The sequence below is a fragment of the Bacteroides congonensis genome (genome assembly GCF_900130125.1).
GTDB classification, from domain to species: Bacteria; Bacteroidota; Bacteroidia; order Bacteroidales; family Bacteroidaceae; genus Bacteroides; species Bacteroides congonensis.
In genome coordinates this window covers 721,760-741,840 of the sequence record NZ_FQXY01000009.1, presented here as the reverse complement: position 1 = coordinate 741,840, position 20,081 = coordinate 721,760, and the positions used below count along the sequence as shown (strand labels likewise).

Here is a 20,081-nt window from a genome sequence, read left to right as displayed (position 1 = left end):
TAGGAAAGGGAGTTCTCTAAAATAGGGAATTCCCTTTCTTTATGTATAAACTCTATAATTTACGCATTTGTTAACGAAAAAGTTGTTTAATACAAATTACAATTATACATTTGTATTGTTAAACAATAAGGAAAATAAAATCCTTGAGTATTAATTTAAAACTTTAAAATTATGAAGAAGAGTGTTTTATTTGTATTATTTGCGCTGATTTCAGTAGCAGGTTTCTCTCAGATTACAGGTTGGAATGCCAAGGTTGGTATGAACTTTAGTAATTATACAGGTGATCTTGATTTGAATGCAAAAGTTGGTTTCAAACTTGGTGGCGGTTTTGAATATGCTTTTGATGACACATGGTCATTGCAACCTTCTCTATTCTTGACTACAAAAGGTGCAAAGAAAGATGGAAATAGTATTAATGCAATGTATTTGGAATTGCCTGTAATGGCTGCAGCTCGTTTTAATGTAGCGGATAATACTAATCTTGTTGTAAATGCAGGGCCTTATTTTGCTTGTGGTGTTGCGGGAAAAATAAAGAAGGATTTAGGGAATAATACAGAACGTAAATATGATACTTTTGGTGATGATGCTTTGAAGCGTTTTGATGCAGGTCTTGGTGTAGGAGTAGCATTAGAATTTGGTAAGATCATAGCAGGTTTGGATGGTCAATTCGGTTTGGTAGATGTACAAAAAGTTGGCAATCCTAAAAACATGAACTTCTCTATCATTGTAGGATACAAGTTCTGATAACAGAACAGGATATAAGGAAAAAGGAAAGCCGTTGCAGAAGATGATTCGCAACGGCTTTTCTTATATTATTGAAGGTACACTATCAATTTTGATAAACTTCTTTCTTTAATCCGACAACTTCTTCAACTTCTTGAAATGCTCGATCACCGCCAGATAATTCTGATCCGAGCAAGCATCAAACCTGTTCCAAAGGTCACCCAGTACGACCGCTCCCCCAAAACCGAAATCTTTAATTTCCAACAGATTGTCTTCGTTGATACCCCCCAATGCCATCACTTTGGAATCAATGATTTTGGCCTTTTGGGCTTCACGCAATTCTTCGGCAGTATATGTTGAATAGTAATTCACTTTAGAGATACTGTCATAGACAGGGCTCATGAAAACATAATCATAGAAATGCTTTCTATTTTTTACTTCTTCGACGGAGTGGCAAGAACAACTGACGTGCCCCGCATAGTCGTGAGGCTCTTTCGGATTTCGCGCATTCAAGTGAATCCCCATCAGGTTGAATTCCTCCTTCAGATAAAAATGCTCGTGCGTGACAATGCGTCGGTGATATTTTTCCGGGATAAGAGTCAGTAATCGTTCTGAATACATGGCCGGAGTTTCCGGTTTTCTAAGATGTAGGATATCCAGGCCCTCTTCGAAAAGAGCAGTAATAATCTTATCTTCTTCAACGAAGAAAGTGGGTGTGGTGACTACAATTAATTTCATTTCCTTTGTTAACTTGGATTGTTTAGCAAAGTTAGTGATTAACTATATCAGAAACCAACGTTTATAGTGAAAATTTGTTAGATTGCAATGTCCGCAAGTCAATAGTCCATAGTTCACCCGCCAAAACATCTCCGAATCCGCCAATAACTTTCAGGGCTTCCGTAGCTTCAATGCTTCCTACGACGGCGGGAGTAATTCCCATCACACCCTTCGGCGGCGGTGGCATCCGCTTCATTTCTTCTTCGTCAGGATAGAGATCACGGTAATTTTTCTTCCGTTTTCCAAAATTGAATACCGAAACTTGTCCTTCAAAACCGCAGATAGCACCGTATATATACGGCTTTCCCTGTTGGATGCAAATATCATTAATCAGATAGCGTGTGGCGAAGTTATCGCAACCATCCACGACCATATCATATTCCCCAATAATATCAAAAGCATTATCCCCGGTCAACCGGGTGGAGTAGGGCTGTATCTTGATTTCACTGTTAAGGGCGGATAGTCGCTCCGCTGCACATACTGCCTTGGACTTGCCCAGTTCTTTCTCGGAATAGAGCACTTGCCGTTGCAGATTGCTGATGCTTACCACATCGTCATCCACCAACCCGATACAGCCTACACCGGCACCCGCCAGATAGAGGGCGATGGGAGAGCCTAACCCTCCCACGCCTACTATGAGAACTTTGGCATCCAACAGTTTCTTCTGACCTTCTTCTCCAATTTCGGGAAGAATCGTTTGTCTGTCGTACCGCATCCGTTTATCTTTTAAAATCGAAAGACTGATCCCAATCCTTCCAAATCGGTTCACGCCCTAACTTTCTCAAATCACGTTCAACCTCCACCGCTTTCCGTTCATCGCTGACATGAAATTGTTCCAGTGTCTGTGGATAACTGTAATATCCTCCCGGTTCTGTTTTACTTTCCGCACTCATGGTCGTTACACCCAGTGTAGCCATGTTATTCCGGATTTCAGCACTTTCACGGGTAGAATAAGAGATGTCCACATCATGGTCGAAGATACGCATGGCAAATGTCAGTTGAGCCAGTTCCCGGTCGTTCATGATTACGTTCGGTTGGAAACCGCCATTCTCCGACGGGCGCATACGCGGGAAGTTGACGCTGTATTTTGTTTTCCAGTAATGCTTTTGCAGATAACGCAGATGATAAGCCATCATGGTGACATCTGTCCGCCATTCTTCCAGTCCGATCAGGACACCCATGCCAATCTTGTGCACGCCTGCCTGTCCCATGCGGTCGAACCCATCCACACGCCATTCGAATTTTGACTTCATGCCTCTTGGATGATACGTCTTGTAGTTTGACTTATTATAAGTCTCCTGAAAACAAATTACTCCGTTCAGTCCATGATCCGTCAGTTCCTTATATTCTTCCGCTTTAAGCGGCATCACCTCAATTTGCAGATTACTGAAATAAGGCTTTGCCAAATCCAGTGCACGGGCGATATACGGAACTCCGGCTGCCGCAGGGTTCTCACCCGTCACGAGCAGAAGATTCTCAAAAGGAGCCAGCCGTTTGATAGCCTTGTATTCATTGATTATCTCTTCCTCGGTCAGTATCGTTCTTTTCATCGGGTTACTGATATGAAAACCGCAATAGACGCAGGAATTGGTACATGAATTGGTCAGGTAGAGCGGCACAAACATAGAGATGGTCTTGCCAAACCGCTCCATTGTATATTTTTGGCTAAGGCGTGCCATCACTTCCAGGTAAGGAGTGGCGGCAGGCGAAATCAGCGCCATAAAGTCGTTGACGTCCAAATGTTCTTTCTTGCCTAATGCACGGCGTACATCAGCATCAGTTTTGGAATAGATGGCTTTTGTCGTCTCTTCCCAGGATATTTTTTCTAATTCGTCAGAGAACATTTTATTAATCATTTTTTTTACTCTTCTTTAAGTCACGTGATAATCGCATCGCACAGAAGTTGGGCCCGCACATCGTACAATATTCTCCGTCGATGTGGTGTCCTGCACGGAAATAAGTCTGTGCCCGTTCCGGGTCGAGTGACAAGTCGAACTGGTCTTTCCAACGGAATTCATAACGCGCTTTGCTCAATGCGTTGTCGCGTACCTGTGCACCCGGATGCCCTTTGGCAAGGTCGGCGGCATGAGCAGCTATCTTGTAGGTGATAACTCCTACACGGACATCCTCTTTGTCCGGCAGGGCAAGATGCTCCTTCGGAGTCACATAACAAAGCATTGCCGTACCCAGCCATCCGATTTGTGCGGCGCCGATAGCGGAAGTGATATGGTCGTATCCCGGAGCAATATCCGTCACCAACGGGCCGAGCGTGTAGAACGGCGCATCGTGGCATTTCTCAATCTGACGTTCCATATTCTCTTTAATCTTGTGCATCGGAACATGGCCGGGGCCTTCGATAAATGCCTGGACATTCTTCTCCCAGGCACGGAGCACGAGTTCTCCCATCGTATCCAGTTCTGCAAACTGAGCTTCATCGTTGGCATCGTAGATAGAACCCGGACGAAGTCCGTCTCCCAAAGACACCGCTACATCATATTCTGTCAGGATATCGCAAATATCATCGAAGTGATCGTACAAGAAACTTTCCCGGTCATGCACCAGGCACCATTTACTCATAATACTTCCCCCGCGACTGACAATACCACACAGGCGATTATCGGCAAGGTGTACATTATGGCGGCGGATACCCGCATGAATCGTAAAGTAATCCACTCCCTGCTCGCATTGCTCAATCAAAGTGTCCCGGTAGATTTCCCATGTCAGGTCTTCCACCACGCCGTTTACTTTTTCGAGCGCCTGATAGATAGGAACCGTGCCGACCGGAACGGGGCAATTGCGGATAATCCACTCGCGTGTCTCGTGGATATTTTCTCCCGTAGAGAGATCCATCAACGTATCACCGCCCCATTTGCAACTCCACAATGCTTTTTCCACTTCTTCGTCAATGCTCGAAGTAGTAGCGGAGTTTCCGATATTCGTATTGATTTTCACTAGAAAGTTGCGTCCGATAATCATCGGTTCAGCTTCCGGGTGATTGATATTGGCAGGCAGTACGGCACGTCCTTCCGCAATCTCCTTGCGGACAAACTCGGGAGTGATATGGCTTTTTATTCCCAATTCCTCACAGTTCATATTCTCACGGATAGCCACATACTCCATCTCGGGAGTGATGATTCCTCTTTTGGCGTATGCCATTTGGGTGATAGCTTCCCCTTTTTTTGCACGATAAGGCAGGGCGATATGCTCAAAGCGCAGGTGGTCGAGACTCTTGTCATCCCGTCTCATGCGTCCGTATTCGGATGTAATTTCGGGAAGTTGTTCCACATCACCGCGACTTACAATCCATTCTTCACGCATTCGCGGTAACCCTTTTTTAAGGTCGATACTCATATCCGTGTCGCTGAACGGGCCGCTGGTATCATATATATATACTTCGGGATTCGGTGTCGCAATCTTTTCTTCACCTTCAAAACTGACGCTGGGCACTTGCTCCACTTTCCGCATGGCTACACGGATATCTGGATAAAGTTTGCCGGGTAAATATACTTTTTGGGAGCGGGGAAATTTTATTCTTTGTTCCATAATTGTTCTTTTAGTAGTCAGCTACTCATTCATATTATTTATCCAGGAAAGCAGTCAGAGGTGAGCTTGCTTCAGCTATAAAGTTGTCCGCTTGCAGTCCTAATCCCGCTTCGTAAGCCCGCCTTCCGGCTTCGGTAGCAGCTTTGAAAGCCTTTGCCATCTCTACCGGGTTTCCGGCAACGGCGATTGCCGTATTTACCAATACGGCAGAAGCACCCAGTTCCATGGCTTCGGCAGCATGGCTTGGCGCGCCGATACCGGCATCAACGACAACGGGGATACCTGCTTGCTCGATAATAATTTGCAGGAATTCTTTGGTTTGCAATCCCTTATTTGTGCCAATCGGAGCACCGAGAGGCATAACGGTAGCTGCGCCGGCTTCTTCCAACCGTTTGCAAAGCACAGGGTCTGCCTGGCAATAAGGCAATACGATAAAGCCCAGTTTTACCAACTCTTCCGTAGCCTTCAGTGTTTCGATAGAGTCGGGGAGCAGATAACGGGGATCGGGATGAATTTCCAGTTTCAGCCAGTTCGTACCGAACGCTTCACGCGCCATCTGTGCGGCAAAAACAGCTTCTTCCGCATCACGTACACCGGAAGTATTGGGCAATAACTGGATATTCGGATGGATAATATGTTTCAGCATGTCGTCCTCTTTATTGTCCATGTCGATACGTTTCATGGCAACCGTCACCATTTCTGTGCCCGAAGCCAGAATGGACTGTTCCATTACTTCATTGGAATTGAATTTTCCTGTTCCCAGGAAAAGGCGGGAGTTAAATTCACGTCCTGCAATTACTAACTTTTCCATGTCTATGTATTTTAGTTGATTATTCAAATTTTGGACAGAAGAACAAAAGAACATAAATAGCTGCACTTAGATAGTTATTTTGCTGTTATTGAACTACTGTTTTATTTTATGTTCTTTTGTTCTTCTGTCTGAATTAAATTTTCATTTATCATCTGACAAATTATTAATCACTTTCAATGATTCTACGTGTTTCCTCTACCGGATTTTCCGCCCGGAGAATCGTGCCGGACATGGCAATCCCGTTGACTCCTGTGCGGAGAATATCAGGAATATCCTCGTTGGTGATTCCACCGATAGCCACTACGGGCAGTCCGATATTCGCTTCCTTCATTTGGGAAAGGATGGACGAATATCCTTCCAAGCCCAGTATAGGGCTTAGATTCTTTTTGGTAGTGGTGAACCGGAAAGGCCCGATGCCGAGATAGTCGGCTCCGGCGCGATAATGCTGTACGACATCTTCAAATGTGTTTGCCGTGCCGCCGATGATAAAGGCTTCTCCGAGTATCTGCCGTGCCTGATCAATAGGCATATCCTTTTTACCCAGGTGCACACCGTCCACTTCCAGCTTTTTGGCTAGTTCGACGTGGTCATCGAGGATGAGGATAGCTTCGTATTCTTTACAAAGCGGTTTCAGTTGCAGTGCCACCGTTTCCACTTCCTCGAGAGGAGCATCCTTCATGCGTAGTTGAATCCATTTGCACCCGCCTTCGAGTGCCATACGTGCCGATTCGAGGTATGAATACCGTTCGGTCTGATGCGTGATAAATTGTAGGCTGACCATCATTTTATCCTCCGCAAGCTGCCTTGATAATTACCAGGCTGTCATTCTCATGCAGCATGAAACGCTCCCACTCGGTGCGGGGAATCATTTTGTTGTTCACGGCGATAGCGATACCCTGAACCGGAAGTTCGAGTTGTGCTGTCAGTTGTGTAAGGGTAGAGTCAGGAATAATTTCCACCTCTTTGTTGTTCACTTGTACTTTCATTGTCCTATCAGAATAAATAAGTTGAAAGTAAATACAAAGAGCGTGCTTTTATGGAAAGGCGATAAGAAGAAACACAATCCCTACGTCAGTACTAACTGCATCAGGTTCCTAGGGTATAATCTCAGCCCCTCATGGGGCACCCCTTTGTCTTTACGGGGGCAAAGTAAGCGAAAAAGAAACAGAAAAACACTAAATCAGTAGTTTTTTTTCATTATTGTCGTAAAAAAGAGGTTGTGTCAAAACGTTGGCACAACCTCTTTTATATTTTACAGTTCTGCTATATTTTCTTTTGGCTATGCTGCTTTTTCCTCATGCATTTAGCAACAAGTTGCTATATTCCAATTATATCGGGTTATAAATAGTCCCATAAACATATATTTGGCAACTGTAATGAGCCCCTTTCCTTCTTTTATCAGTTTAGCACACATTTTTTTGATATTAAAGGCTATAGCAAAGAAAGCAAAGTCCATTGTAACCTTGTCTTCTCCCACATGCCGGAATCTTCTGTATGCCATGTTGTATTTCATTTGTCCAAACACAGCCTCTGGTTCTATACACCTCCTGCCTCTATGCTTGATACCTTCTTCTGAGAGCAACCTTTCCCGTGCCTGCCGTTTGTATTGATTTAATCGGTGGTTGACTTCTATAATACGGTTCCCCCGAGCTTTAAAACAACTGCCACGCAAAGGGCAACCTTCGCATCTTTTTGCTTTATACCGGGCACTTTCGATGATGTATCCGCTCGCTGTCTTGTCACGTTTGGTTCCTATACGGTTCATGTGCTGTCCCATAGGACAAACGTAATAATCCTCTTGGGCATTGTAATGGAGACTTTCGGCATGGAACGGGTTGGGAGTATAACGAGGACGCTGTTCTTTATGGAAGTAATTGTACTTGATGAAGGCTTCTATCCCATTCTCCTGCATGAACCGGTAATTTTCTTCCGAACCGTAACCGGAGTCTGCCACACAGATATTCGGTAAACGGTTATAGCGGTACTGGAAAGAGTGGAAAAAAGGTATGAGGGTCAGTGTATCGGTAGGGTTGGGAAACAGACGGAAGTCTGTGATGAATTGGTTTTCAGTACCTATTTGCAGATTATATCCGGGTTTGGTCTGCCCGTTCTTCATGGCATCTTCTTTCATGCGCATGAATGTGGCACCAGGATCGGTCTTGGAATAGGAGTTACGTTCTCCAAGGGTATCAAGGTGATTGTCGTATTCTATCAGCTTGTCACGATACCCTTCAAGTTCCATGACCTGCTTCTTCTTTTTGCGCAGGGCTTTCTTTTCTTCCTTATCCTTTGTTGCAGGCTGGCGTTCCAGGGCTTCTTTAAGTTCATCCACTATGTCAGAGAGCCTGCAGGGAGTAAACTCCACGGATGTGTCTTTTATAGAGTTCTCCTGTGCAATGGCTTGATCCACCTGCTCCAAGAGAATACGGATTTTATCCATTAGTATCGTACGGTTCCGTTCGACTGTCTTGCGCCAGACAAAAGTATATTTGTTGGCTTTGGATTCAATCTTGGTGCCGTCGATATACTCTACATCAAGGCTGATGAAACCTTTATCGGCAAGGACAAGAACCAACTGGGTAAATACATTATTTATTTCCTCCTTTACACGGTTACGAAAACGGTTGATCGTGATAAAATCCGGATGCTCATTACCGGCAAGCCAAATATAATGAATGTCACGAAGGAGGTGCTTCTCTATTTTACGGCAAGAATAGATATTATTCATGTAGGCGTAGATTATCACCTTAAGCATCATTTTAGGATGATAAGGACAACGGCCCGTTTCCTTATAAAGCTTCTTGAAACTCTCAAGATTGAGATTGTCAATAACAGCATTCACGATGCGGACTGGGTCGGTCGCAGCTATGTTTTCATCAATTCTTTGTGGAAAAAGAACGGTTTGATTGGGAATGTAAGGACGAAAATGTAACTTTGCCATAACGAAAAACTTTATACCTAAAGATACGAAAACTTTGGGTAATAACAAAGCCCGGGCTTGAGAAAGTCTGGGCTTTGCGCATAAAAAAAGGCTGTGTCAGCGTTTTGACACAACCTCTTTCATTAGTATAGTTTAGTCAGTAAGTCCGGTTACATTCTTTTTTCAACCACATCCCAGTCGATGATGTTCCACAGGGCGTTTACGTGGTCGGCACGGCGGTTTTGGTAATCCAGATAATAGGAGTGTTCCCACACGTCGAATCCGAGAAGCGGTTTCAATCCGGCACGTACAGGGTTACTTCCGTTTCCTTCTTTGGTGATGTGCAGTTTGCCGTCTTTGTCAACGGACAACCAGGCCCATCCCGAACCGAACAATCCTACTGCTGCTGCGTTGAATTCTTTCTTGAAGTTTTCAAAGCTGCCGAAGTCACGTTTGATAGCTTCTCCCAGTTTGCCTACCGGTTCCTTCTTCGCAGGTTTCGGGGCAAATTGCAGGAAATACAGATTGTGGTTCAATACTTGTCCGGCGTTATTGAATATAGCTCCGTCCGGTGCTGCGGCAACGATTTCTTCCACCGTTTTACCTTCATATTCTGTTCCCGGAACGAGGCTGTTCAGATTATTTACATACGTTTGTAGATGTTTTCCGTAATGGAAATCTATCGTTTGCTGACTGATTACAGGTTCCAACGCATTGTTTGCGTAAGGAAGTTTAGGCATTTCGTAAGTCATGGTCATCATAATTAAAGACATTAATATAGTATTCATAATGTTACAAGTTTTAATTGGCTTGTTATACTATAATAACAGAAGCCTTCCGCAAAATGTTCACAGTATCTTGTTTTATTTATAAATATACTGTATCCGTTCCACTTCTTTCGGGTTGTCCCGGTTCGTGCGGCAAATCCATTGTCCCGTATTGTCATATTCATAGTAAGAATTTCCATCAATCCGGTTACCGTATTTATCGTACAAGCAAGTCAGGCAGCCGGACGTTTTCTGGTTGTTGCCCATAATCCGCTGGTAGACAATCTGCGTCAGGTAACCGTATTTGTCATATTCATAAGCATCTTTCTGTGAAATAATCTGGTCGGACGAGTTGGTGAAAAGCAGGTTCTGATGTTGTGAGGCAATCAATCTGCCTTTGTCATCATATTTGTTTGCGGTGTAGCCTTGGAGCTCTCCGTTCTTATTATACTCTTTGGCTTCGGTCAATAAGCCCTGCTTATCATAAGTACTTATGATGAGTCTGCCATCCGCATATCTTAGAGAATCGCTCTCGATGCTTCCATCGGCACCGATACGGCGTGTCCGCCGGTAAACGTCCGTCTTGGTCTTCGGGTTCGTCTGTACTTCAAAGATGCAGTGACCTTGCGGGTCGTACAGCCTGTTTGTCTGCATTTCATTGCTTGCCTGCCCGTTTTTCATGGTCAGTGATAACGTGGAGATGAGTTGTCCCTTATCGTCATATGAATAAGTGGTAGAGATATTCCCCGTACTGTCGTTTTCGGCAGACTTTATCAGCCGTCCTGCATTATAATATTTCACGGAAGTGGGAGTGGAGATGATTGTTTGCAGGATAAACGGTGTCCGTAACGCATTGGCCTGGTCACGAAACTCCTTGTACCTGTGCGTACTAAGAAATTCCTGCAACAGACTCAAAGATTCGGAACTGACTATCGCCGGCTTTAAAAGCTCGAAATCCGCTTTCTCACTAAGATATTCCAAATCATTCAGATGCGTACGCGCTGCGGTATCCAGATAAGGTGTGCGCTTGTAGTCGTCGATGATTTGCCGGATAGCCGTTGCATTTCCCCCTTCCCGTAAGCTGTCAATGCTGTGGAACAGGTAATTGTCGTATAACGTTTGCACTTCACCCAGGAACGGGCGGGTATCCTTATCCGTGAAGAATTTTTGCATGGCGGGATTATCAAAGAAAGCTTTGAAATTCTCCGGTGTCGGATTATTCTTCACAATCTGATAAAGCCGTTTGTTTTCAGCGGCATTGACCTGGGGGATGAATTTTCCGTTCGGATACTCGGTCATGTACGTCTGATAAGTGCCGGATGCAGGTGCTTTCAGCATACCTTCCAGTAGTGCCATTTCGCGGATATCCCGTAACTTCTGTATCAGTGCGGAATCTGCGGAATAGCCGCTTGAACGGATACTGTCCATCAGTGTTCGGCTGAAAGGAATCCGATCTTTCGAAGCCTCTAAAATATAGACGATAGATTGCTCCGCCTTGTCCTGCACGTTGGAAAGCTGTATCTTCTCCTCATCGCAGATGTTGGGAAAATAGGCTTTGGCTGCTTTCTCGTAGCATCCGAAGTAGTCGGTGGCGGCCTGTTCGCTCTGCTTGTTCCACAGGTCGTTGAGGACATCCAGTAAAGCCAGTTCCTCGGCATAATATGCCTGCGTTTCATCGTCTACCTTTTCGCGGTTCTTCTGCCATTTGTCAGCGTCGTTGTCATTCAGATACCTGAGCAGTTTTTCCAACCGGCTCTGTTTCTGTGCCATAGCCTGTGGAATGCAGGCGACTAGGCACAAACCTAAAATAATTGATAAAAATATACCTCTTTTCATTGCTTTTGGGGGTTAGGTTAAAATAGTTAGTGATGAAAAATCATAAAAATACCTTCATTCTCGAATGAATGTTATACTTTTGTATTGAGAACAAAATTGAACGCCGAGGGTTTGTTAAAAAACCTCATTGTTTTTATAATGCTGTTATGAATACCAATTATATAGAGGAATTGAATGAGAGTCAGTGTGCAGCAGTCACTTATAATGACGGGCCTTCACTGGTGATAGCCGGTGCGGGTTCGGGGAAGACGCGCGTGTTGACTTATAAAATCGCCTATTTGCTGGAGAACGGTTACAATCCGTGGAACATCCTCGCGCTGACCTTTACCAATAAGGCAGCCCGTGAGATGAAAGAGCGTATTGCCCGCCAGGTAGGTATGGAGCGGGCACGTTATTTGTGGATGGGGACTTTCCATTCCATATTCTCCCGTATTCTTCGTGCCGAAGCGCAACATATCGGATTTACCTCCCAGTTTACCATTTATGATACGGCGGACAGTAAAAGCCTGCTCCGTTCCATCATCAAAGAGATGGGGCTTGACGAAAAGACCTATAAACCGGGCACCGTGCAATCCCGCATCTCCAATGCCAAGAATCATCTGGTCACTCCTACGGGATATGCTGCCAATAAAGAAGCCTATGAAGGCGATATGGCAGCCAAGATGCCCGCTATCCGTGATATCTATACCCGTTATTGGGAAAGATGCCGCCAGGCGGGAGCCATGGATTTTGACGACCTGCTGGTATATACCTACATTCTGTTCCGTGATTTTCCGGATGTGCTCGCCCGTTATCGGGAGCAGTTCCGTTATGTGCTCGTAGACGAGTATCAGGATACCAATTATGCCCAACATAGCATTGTCCTGCAACTGACCAAAGAGAATCAGCGGGTCTGTGTCGTGGGAGATGACGCGCAAAGTATCTATTCCTTCCGTGGAGCGGATATTGACAATATTCTCTATTTTACGAAAATCTATCCCGACACGAAAGTCTTTAAACTGGAACAGAATTACCGTTCCACACAAACTATTGTCTGTGCTGCCAACAGCCTGATTGAGAAGAATGAGCGTCAGATACGGAAAGCTGTATTCTCCGAGAAGGAGAAAGGAGAAGCTATCGGCGTATTTCAGGCATACAGTGATGTGGAAGAAGGTGATATTGTGGCTAATAAGATAGCCGAATTGCGCCGGGAGCATGACTACGGCTATGCTGATTTTGCCATCCTGTATCGTACGAATGCGCAAAGCCGTATTTTTGAAGAAGCTCTTCGGAAACGGACAATGCCTTATAAGATTTACGGCGGACTGTCTTTCTATCAGCGAAAAGAGATAAAAGACGTCATCGCTTATTTCCGTCTGGTGGTGAATCCGAATGATGAAGAAGCATTCAAGCGTATCATCAATTATCCTGCCCGTGGTATCGGAGATACGACTGTCGGCAAAATAATATCGGCAGCTACCGATAATGGAGTCAGCTTGTGGGCGGCGCTCTGCGAACCGTTAAGCTACGGACTGAATATCAACAAAGGGACGCATACCAAACTTCAGGGTTTCCGTGAACTGATAGAAGGTTTTATTACCGACCAGGCGGATAAGAACGCTTACGAGATAGGAACAGATATTATCCGCCAGTCCGGCATTATCAATGATGTTTGTCAGGACATTTCTCCGGAGAATTTGAGTCGCAAGGAAAACATAGAAGAACTGGTGAATGGTATGAACGACTTCTGTGCTTTGCGGCAGGAAGAAGGTAATCCGAATATTTCCCTTACCGATTTCCTTTCGGAGATTGCCCTGCTTACCGACCAGGACTCCGACAAAGCGGATGATGGAGAGAAGATTACGTTGATGACCGTCCATTCCGCCAAGGGATTGGAATTTAAAAACGTGTTTGTGGTCGGGATGGAAGAAAACTTGTTCCCTAGCGGTATGGTAGGCGATTCACCCCGGGCATTGGAAGAAGAGCGGCGTTTGTTCTATGTAGCCATTACCCGTGCCGAAGAACATTGTTATCTGTCGTTTGCCAAAACCCGTTTCCGTTACGGAAAGATGGAATTTGGAAGTCCCAGCCGTTTCTTGCGGGATATTGATATTAATTTCTTGCGGATGCCGCATGAATCGGGAGTCAGCCGTTCGGTTGATGAAGGTGCGGGACGTTTCCGCAGAGAGATAGAAGGCGGATTTACCCGTTCTGCTTCTCCATCGCGTACACCTTTCGGAAGTACATCTTCGTCTGAACAGCGTGAACGGCCGAAGGCGCAGATTATAGCTCCCAGTGTACCGAGAAACTTGAAGAAGGTGAGTACGATAGGCAGCAGTGGGGGAAGTCAGGCAGCATCTTCCGGTTCGGCATCGGTAGCAGGTGTACAAGCCGGGCAAATGATAGAACATGAGCGTTTCGGACTCGGAGAAGTGATAAAAGTGGAAGGAACGGGAGACAATGCGAAAGCAACCATTCATTTTAAAAATGCGGGTGACAAGCAACTATTATTGCGTTTCGCTCGTTTTAAGGTGGTAGAATAAGAAGTAACACTAAATAGAGAGGTTCATGAAGAAACAACTAACAGTATTTTTGCTTTCCGCTTTGATTTTGAGTGGATGTGCGTCGGGGCGTATGGGGAATCCGGGAGCTATCGTGGCAGGTGCTTCTATCGGTGGCAGTCTGGGAAGTTCGATAGGTGGACTTATCGGAGATAATAATCGTGGGTGGCGAGGTGGTTATCGCGGCTCTGCTATCGGAAATATTGTAGGAACCATTGCCGGCGCGGCGATAGGAAATGCGTTGACGGCACCGAGACAGGAACAGATTGAAGAAGATGCCTACATTCCTGAAGTGCGTGAAGTCCGTGTTCAGAAATACAAGAAACAACCACAGGTTCAGCGCCCGCTTACCCAACTGAAATTACGTAGAATCCGCTTTATTGATGATAACCGCAGCCATGTGATTGATGCGGGAGAGAACAGCAAGATTATTTTTGAAGTTATGAATGAAGGGCGGAAACCAGTTTATAACGTAGTTCCTGTGGTAGAAACCGTTGGTAAAGTGAAACATCTCGGCATTTCCCCTTCCGTTATGATAGAGGAGATTCTTCCGGGCGAAGGTATACGTTATACGGCATCTATCCATGCAGGTGAAAGGCTGAAAGACGGTGAAGTGACATTCCGTGTAGCAGTGGCGGACGAGAATGGGGTAATTTGCGATTCGCAGGAGTTTACTCTGCCTACACAACGTTGATTTTAAGGGGATAATAATCCGGAAATATCCGGCATAAATATAGTGACGGTATGTGCCCGGGATAGTGACGCTATCCTGAGCATATACCGTCACTATGTTGATGGGATAGCGTCACTCTTTTAAGAGCCATTTCCATATAGGAATAATCTGTATTTTTTTGTTATCGATAGTTACTTCCTCGGTTTCGTCATCAGTTAGAATAAGCCCTTCAGTGAGGTTGTAAGCATTAAGTGCGGAAATTAATCCATTAATTTCACGCTGCCTTGTTTTTTCATCTTTCATCGAACGGGTAACTTGACAGGCGGCTACAATATGTCCATTCTCACGCATGATAAAATCGCATTCTATTCCGTCATCATGATAATAGATCTCTTTTCCCCGGCGTTTTATTTCTATAAACACTAAATTCTCAAGTAACTGTCCAATATTGTCAGTAGCATTGAAGCCCACTTTTCCAATAATGGCATTATCAATGAAATAAACTTTCTTTTGGTTATTCATTTGTTTCTTTACAGACCAGTCAAACTTCATTACTTGGAATAGCAGATAAGTATTTTCAAGATATTCCAGATAATTTTTGACCGTTTCCGTATGTTTGATGCCTATTGTTTTTGCTAACGAACTATATGAAAAACGTTTAGTAGCATTGCTAGCCAAATAATAAACCATTTCCAGTAATTCCCTTTCACCATTGAGTTTGTTTCGGGTAACCACATCCTTATAAATAATATTTTCATAAAGGGTGGATAGATAATTACTGTTTTTGTCTTTTATATAACGGGGAAAACCACCAGTTTTTAAGTATTCGTCGAAGTGTCTTTTCAGTATACTTTTCCCAGTGGTGGTATAAAAGTCTTTTTGTTGCGGATATGCTTCCTTCATTTTAAGAAATTCTGGAAATGAGAAAGGGTATAATTCAATCTGACAATAACGCCCGGTGAGGTGTGTACCTAACTCCCTGCTTAACATATTGGCATTGGAGCCTGTGACAAATACTTTGCATCCGCTGTCGTGGAGTCTTCTTACAAACCTTTCCCAACCGGGAATATTCTGTATCTCATCAAAATAAAATGTCTTCTGTTCTCCAAACAATTCAATGAAAGCTTCATATAAAGTTTGAAAATCATCAACCTTGAAGTTGATAAGCCTCTCATCATCAAAATTCATGTAAAAGTCTTGCTCTGACTGTTGCGAGCGTATTTGCTGCAAAAGTACAGATTTACCACATCTTCTTATACCTGAAATAACTAATACTTCAGGACTTTTGACTAAACGTAAATCAATATCTCTTTCAATCATTTGAGATATATCTTTTTCGTGTTGATCGAATATGATATGCTTCAATAATTCTTTCATGATAATTGGGCTTTTAATTGCAAAGATATGAAACTTCTCATTATAAACGAATAGAAAATGCTAAAAGTTCTCATTGGTAATGAATGAAAATTGATAAAAATATTCATTAGTAATGAATGCTATTCCTAATATACTCACGATGATGTTGTATTCTTGAACCAATTGTGTATTTTTGCTTTTTAATGAGAATTTGAAGCATATATACTTGAAATCAAACATTTTCTGCTTACCTTTGCTTGCACGAAGAAATAAAAGCTATTTATATGAAAGAGATATTCAGAAGATATCCTATCGGGATACAGAATTTTGAGCAGTTACGTAATATGAATTGTGTATATATTGATAAAACTGCATTGGTTTATCAATTAGTTCATACTGATACTGTGTATTTTCTTAGCCGTCCCCGCCGCTTCGGAAAAAGTCTTCTAGTCTCTACTCTAGAAGCCTATTTCTCCGGGAAAAAAGATTTATTCAAAGGACTGGCAATAGAACAGTTGGAACAGGAATGGACTGTTTATCCTGTGTTGCATATTGATTTCAGCAGAACAAAATATACCACTATTGAAGATTTGCAGGAACAACTGAATCTTTATCTGAGCGAGTGGGAGCGGACTTATGGAAAAAATGAAGAAGAAACGAGTTATGCAGCTCGTTTGACAGGCTTGCTTCAACGGATTCATCAACAGACAGGGAAGCAGGTTGTCGTATTGATTGACGAGTATGATGCGCCTTTATTGGATAGTAATAGTGACTCTGTTTTACAAGGACAATTACGAACTGAAATGCGTAAGTTCTTTAGCCCCCTTAAAGCACAAGGACAATACCTTCGTTTCTTGTTTCTGACAGGTATTAGTAAGTTCAGTCAGATGAGCATATTCAGTGAGCTGAATAACTTGCAGAATATCAGTATGAGTGATGATTACAGTACTATTTGCGGCATTACAGAGCAGGAATTACGGAATCAGATGCAACCGGATATTGAGAGGATTGCTCAAGCCAACCATGAGACTTATGAAGAAGCCCGCCAGCATTTGAAACGGCAATATGACGGTTATCATTTTAGTAAGAATTGTGAAGATATTTACAATCCGTTCAGTCTTTTCAATGCTTTTTCTCAAAGGGACTATAAAAGTTTCTGGTTCTCTACCGGCACACCCACTTTCTTGATTGAGATGTTACAGCGAATGGACTTCAATCTCAATCTCTTGGAGAAGATGGAAGTGAAAGATGAGGACTTTGATAAAGCGACAGAGGTTATCACCGATCCGATTCCTGTACTTTATCAGAGCGGTTATCTGACTATTAAAGGATATGAACCTCTTTTCCGTACATACACGTTAGGTTATCCTAACGAAGAAGTTAAAATAGGCTTTATTGAGACGTTGATCCCTTCCTATCTCAATCAACCTACCCGCGAAAGTAATTTCTATGTAGTCTCTTTTGTAAGGGATTTGATGAAAGGTGATATTGAGCAATGTCTGCTTCGTACCCGTTCTTTCTTCTCTTCTATTCCTTATGATTTGGAGAATAATCAGGAAAAACACTATCAAACCATCTTTTACTTGCTGTTCCGTTTGATGGGGCAATATGTGGATGTAGAGGTAAAGAATGCCATTGGCAGGGCCGACGTGGTAATCAAAATGCCTGACGCGGTTTATGTACTTGAATTCAAGGTGGATGGTACTCCTGAAGAGGCATTGGCGCAAATTAATAGTAAACAATATGCCATCCCTTATGAGATAGACCATCGCAAGGTTGTTAAAGTTGGAGCGAATTTCGATAGCGCAACGCGGACTTTGGGAGAGTGGGAGATAGAATATTCTTAGACAGAAATAAATTGAATCATATATACTTGAAATCAAACATTTTCTGCTTACCTTTGTTAGCATGAAAAAAGAAAACGGTAAAGGAGACGAACTTATGGCAAGTAATTATATTCGTTTCGATTGGGCAATGAAACGCTTGTTGCGTAATAAAGCCAATTTTGCAGTTCTCGAGGGCTTTCTTACCACTCTTCTAAATGAAAAGATAGTCATTCAGAAGCTGTTGGAAAGTGAAAGTAATCAAGAGGATGAGTTTGACAAGTATAATCGGGTGGATATGCTTGCGGAAAACTCAAAGGGTGAACTCATTTTGATTGAAGTTCAAAACAATAATGAGTATGCGTATTTCCAACGTATGTTATTCGGCACTTCGAAATTGGTGACCGAATACATAAACCGCGGGGAAGGGTATGACAAAGTAAGGAAAGTATATAGTGTCAATATTGTATATTTCTCTTTAGGGAGTGGAAAAGATATCGTATATCATGGAAAAACTGAATTCCGCGGAATCCATCAGGGAGATGTTTTGGAATTGACTCCTTTCCAGAAACAGACATTCAAAGTAGATAGTGTCAGTCAGCTTTATCCCGAATATTACATTCTGAAGGTCAATGATTTCAATCAAGTGGCTCGGAGTCCGTTGGAAGAATGGATTTATTATATGAATACTGGTGATATACCCGATAGTGCGACAGCACCGGGGTTGGATGAGGCTCGTCAACGCTTGAAACTGGATAAGATGACTAAAGAAGAATTAAATGCTTATTATCGTCATTTGGATAATATAGTGATTCTACGTGACAATATATATACCGAACGTGCGGAAGGTCGTGCAGAAGGTCGCATGGAAGAAAAAAGAGAAATGGTACATAATATGAAATCTTTGAATATTCCACTTGATACCATTTCGCAAGTTACAGGACTATCCATTGAAGAAATAAAAAGTTTGTAGTAGGATTGCCACCGAAAATTGTGAATTTTAAAATGATAAAGACAACGCTTCCATTTATACTGGGAGCGTTTTTTATTGGATGTATATTTGCATAAACGTTAGTATGTAAACATGGTAACCATTCCACCGCTGGGGAAGTAAAGGTTTGGTCAGAAAAACTGTTTTCGGGCTAAAACACGACCATACATAAAAATGGGGCACTTTATTTGAAATCAAACATTTTCTGCTTACCTTTGTTAGCATGAAAAAAGAAAACGGTAAAGGAGACGAACTTATGGCAAGTAATTATATTCGTTTCGATTGGGCAATGAAACGCTTGTTGCGTAATAAAGCCAATTTTGCAGTTCTCGAGGGCTTTCTTACCACTCTTCTAAATGAAAAGATAGTCATTCAGAAGCTGTTGGAAAGTGAAAGCAATCAAGAGGATGAGTTTGACAAGTATAATCGGGTGGATATGCTTGCGGAAAACTCAAAGGGTGAACTCATTTTGATTGAAGTTCAAAACAATAATGAGTATGCGTATTTCCAACGTATGTTATTCGGCACTTCGAAATTGGTGACCGAATACATAAACCGCGGGGAAGGGTATGACAAAGTAAGGAAAGTATATAGTGTCAATATTGTATATTTCTCTTTAGGGAGTGGAAAAGATATCGTATATCATGGAAAAACTGAATTCCGCGGAATCCATCAGGGAGATGTTTTGGAATTGACTCCTTTCCAAAAACAGACATTCAAAGTAGATAGTGTCAGTCAGCTTTATCCCGAATATTATATTCTGAAAGTCAATGATTTCAATCAAGTGGCCCGGAGTCCGTTGGAAGAATGGATTTATTATATGAATACTGGTGATATACCCGATAGTGCGACAGCACCGGGGTTGGATGAGGCTCGTCAACGCTTGAAACTGGATAAGATGACTAAAGAAGAATTAAGTGCTTATTATCGTCATTTGGATAACATTGTGATTCTACGTGATAATATATATACCGAGCGTGCGGAAGGTCGCATGGAAGGCCGTATGGAAGGCCGTATAGAGGGTCGTGCAGAGGGCCGTACAGAGGGCCGTGCAGAGGGACTTATGGAAGGTCGCATGGAAGAAAAAAGAGAAATGGTACATAATATGAAATCTTTGAATATTCCACTTGATACCATTTCGCAAGTTACAGGACTATCCATTGAAGAAATAAAAAGCTTGTAGTAGGATTGCTACCGAAAAATGTGAATTTTAAAATGATTAAGACAACGCTTCCATTTATACTGGGAGCGTTTTTTTTATTCATAAAAATAGGATACTGTATGCGTTTCTCTTGCTTGAAATCTGAACAGTACATGATGT

17 protein-coding genes and 1 riboswitch are annotated in these 20,081 nt (G+C 42.9%); of the genes, 6 read left to right on the top strand and 11 right to left on the bottom strand.

Annotated elements, in window-relative coordinates:
• The first annotated feature begins 171 nt into the window (after positions 1-171).
• A complete protein-coding gene (locus tag BQ7997_RS09715) occupies positions 172-744 on the top strand; it encodes a porin family protein (protein ID WP_073345819.1) in 573 nt (190 codons plus the stop codon).
• A gap of 108 nt (positions 745-852) precedes the next feature.
• Here BQ7997_RS09715 and BQ7997_RS09710 read toward each other — a convergent pair whose 3' ends face one another.
• The 10 genes from BQ7997_RS09710 to BQ7997_RS09665 all read right to left on the bottom strand — a co-directional run bounded on the left by BQ7997_RS09710 (position 853) and on the right by BQ7997_RS09665 (position 11,377).
• Positions 853-1,461, bottom strand: coding sequence for a thiamine phosphate synthase (locus BQ7997_RS09710; RefSeq protein WP_044655886.1), 609 nt, complete (start codon positions 1,459-1,461; stop codon positions 853-855).
• Positions 1,462-1,522: 61 nt separating this feature from the next.
• Entirely contained in the window at positions 1,523-2,215 is a 693-nt protein-coding gene (locus tag BQ7997_RS09705; protein WP_073345817.1) for a HesA/MoeB/ThiF family protein, read from the bottom strand.
• 4 nt (positions 2,216-2,219) lie between these two features.
• Positions 2,220-3,344, bottom strand: coding sequence for a 2-iminoacetate synthase ThiH (gene thiH, locus BQ7997_RS09700; RefSeq protein WP_073346523.1), 1,125 nt, complete (start codon positions 3,342-3,344; stop codon positions 2,220-2,222).
• 4 nt (positions 3,345-3,348) lie between these two features.
• Positions 3,349-5,043, bottom strand: coding sequence for a phosphomethylpyrimidine synthase ThiC (gene thiC, locus BQ7997_RS09695; protein ID WP_073345814.1), 1,695 nt, complete (start codon positions 5,041-5,043; stop codon positions 3,349-3,351).
• A gap of 34 nt (positions 5,044-5,077) precedes the next feature.
• On the bottom strand, positions 5,078-5,854 hold the full coding sequence (locus BQ7997_RS09690) for a thiazole synthase (protein WP_073345811.1): 777 nt from the start codon (positions 5,852-5,854) through the stop codon (positions 5,078-5,080).
• 163 nt (positions 5,855-6,017) lie between these two features.
• Complete coding sequence (locus BQ7997_RS09685) at positions 6,018-6,635, bottom strand: thiamine phosphate synthase (protein WP_073346522.1); 618 nt, start codon at positions 6,633-6,635, stop codon at positions 6,018-6,020.
• A 4-nt stretch (positions 6,636-6,639) separates the two neighbouring features.
• The gene (gene thiS / locus BQ7997_RS09680) at positions 6,640-6,840 is read right to left on the bottom strand and encodes a sulfur carrier protein ThiS (RefSeq protein WP_044655891.1); all 201 of its coding nucleotides are present in this window, start codon (positions 6,838-6,840) and stop codon (positions 6,640-6,642) included.
• A gap of 60 nt (positions 6,841-6,900) precedes the next feature.
• Positions 6,901-6,994: riboswitch (TPP riboswitch) on the bottom strand.
• Positions 6,995-7,157: 163 nt separating this feature from the next.
• Positions 7,158-8,795 (bottom strand): IS1182-like element ISBf3 family transposase, encoded by a 1,638-nt coding sequence (locus tag BQ7997_RS09675; protein WP_073345809.1) that lies wholly within the window; start codon positions 8,793-8,795, stop codon positions 7,158-7,160.
• A gap of 149 nt (positions 8,796-8,944) precedes the next feature.
• Positions 8,945-9,562, bottom strand: a complete 618-nt coding sequence (locus BQ7997_RS09670; RefSeq protein ID WP_073345806.1) for a superoxide dismutase — start codon at positions 9,560-9,562, stop codon at positions 8,945-8,947.
• Between the two features lie 75 nt (positions 9,563-9,637).
• The gene (locus BQ7997_RS09665) at positions 9,638-11,377 is read right to left on the bottom strand and encodes a hypothetical protein (RefSeq protein WP_073345804.1); all 1,740 of its coding nucleotides are present in this window, start codon (positions 11,375-11,377) and stop codon (positions 9,638-9,640) included.
• Positions 11,378-11,523: 146 nt separating this feature from the next.
• Here BQ7997_RS09665 and BQ7997_RS09660 point away from each other — a divergent pair, with 146 nt between their 5' ends.
• Both BQ7997_RS09660 and BQ7997_RS09655 read left to right on the top strand, forming a co-directional pair.
• Positions 11,524-13,899, top strand: a complete 2,376-nt coding sequence (locus BQ7997_RS09660) for an ATP-dependent helicase (protein WP_073346519.1) — start codon at positions 11,524-11,526, stop codon at positions 13,897-13,899.
• Positions 13,900-13,924: 25 nt separating this feature from the next.
• Positions 13,925-14,611, top strand: a complete 687-nt coding sequence (locus BQ7997_RS09655; protein WP_073345801.1) for a glycine zipper family protein — start codon at positions 13,925-13,927, stop codon at positions 14,609-14,611.
• Between the two features lie 111 nt (positions 14,612-14,722).
• Here the strand turns inward: BQ7997_RS09655 and BQ7997_RS09650 are convergent, their stop codons facing one another.
• Entirely contained in the window at positions 14,723-15,967 is a 1,245-nt protein-coding gene (locus tag BQ7997_RS09650; RefSeq protein ID WP_073345799.1) for an ATP-binding protein, read from the bottom strand.
• A 263-nt stretch (positions 15,968-16,230) separates the two neighbouring features.
• Here BQ7997_RS09650 and BQ7997_RS09645 point away from each other — a divergent pair, with 263 nt between their 5' ends.
• The 3 genes from BQ7997_RS09645 to BQ7997_RS09635 all read left to right on the top strand — a co-directional run bounded on the left by BQ7997_RS09645 (position 16,231) and on the right by BQ7997_RS09635 (position 19,943).
• The gene (locus BQ7997_RS09645; protein WP_073345796.1) at positions 16,231-17,793 is read left to right on the top strand and encodes an ATP-binding protein; all 1,563 of its coding nucleotides are present in this window, start codon (positions 16,231-16,233) and stop codon (positions 17,791-17,793) included.
• Positions 17,794-17,854: 61 nt separating this feature from the next.
• A complete protein-coding gene (locus tag BQ7997_RS09640; RefSeq protein ID WP_073345793.1) occupies positions 17,855-18,742 on the top strand; it encodes an Rpn family recombination-promoting nuclease/putative transposase in 888 nt (295 codons plus the stop codon).
• A 241-nt stretch (positions 18,743-18,983) separates the two neighbouring features.
• Positions 18,984-19,943, top strand: a complete 960-nt coding sequence (locus BQ7997_RS09635; protein ID WP_073345791.1) for an Rpn family recombination-promoting nuclease/putative transposase — start codon at positions 18,984-18,986, stop codon at positions 19,941-19,943.
• The last annotated feature ends 138 nt before the right edge of the window (positions 19,944-20,081 follow it).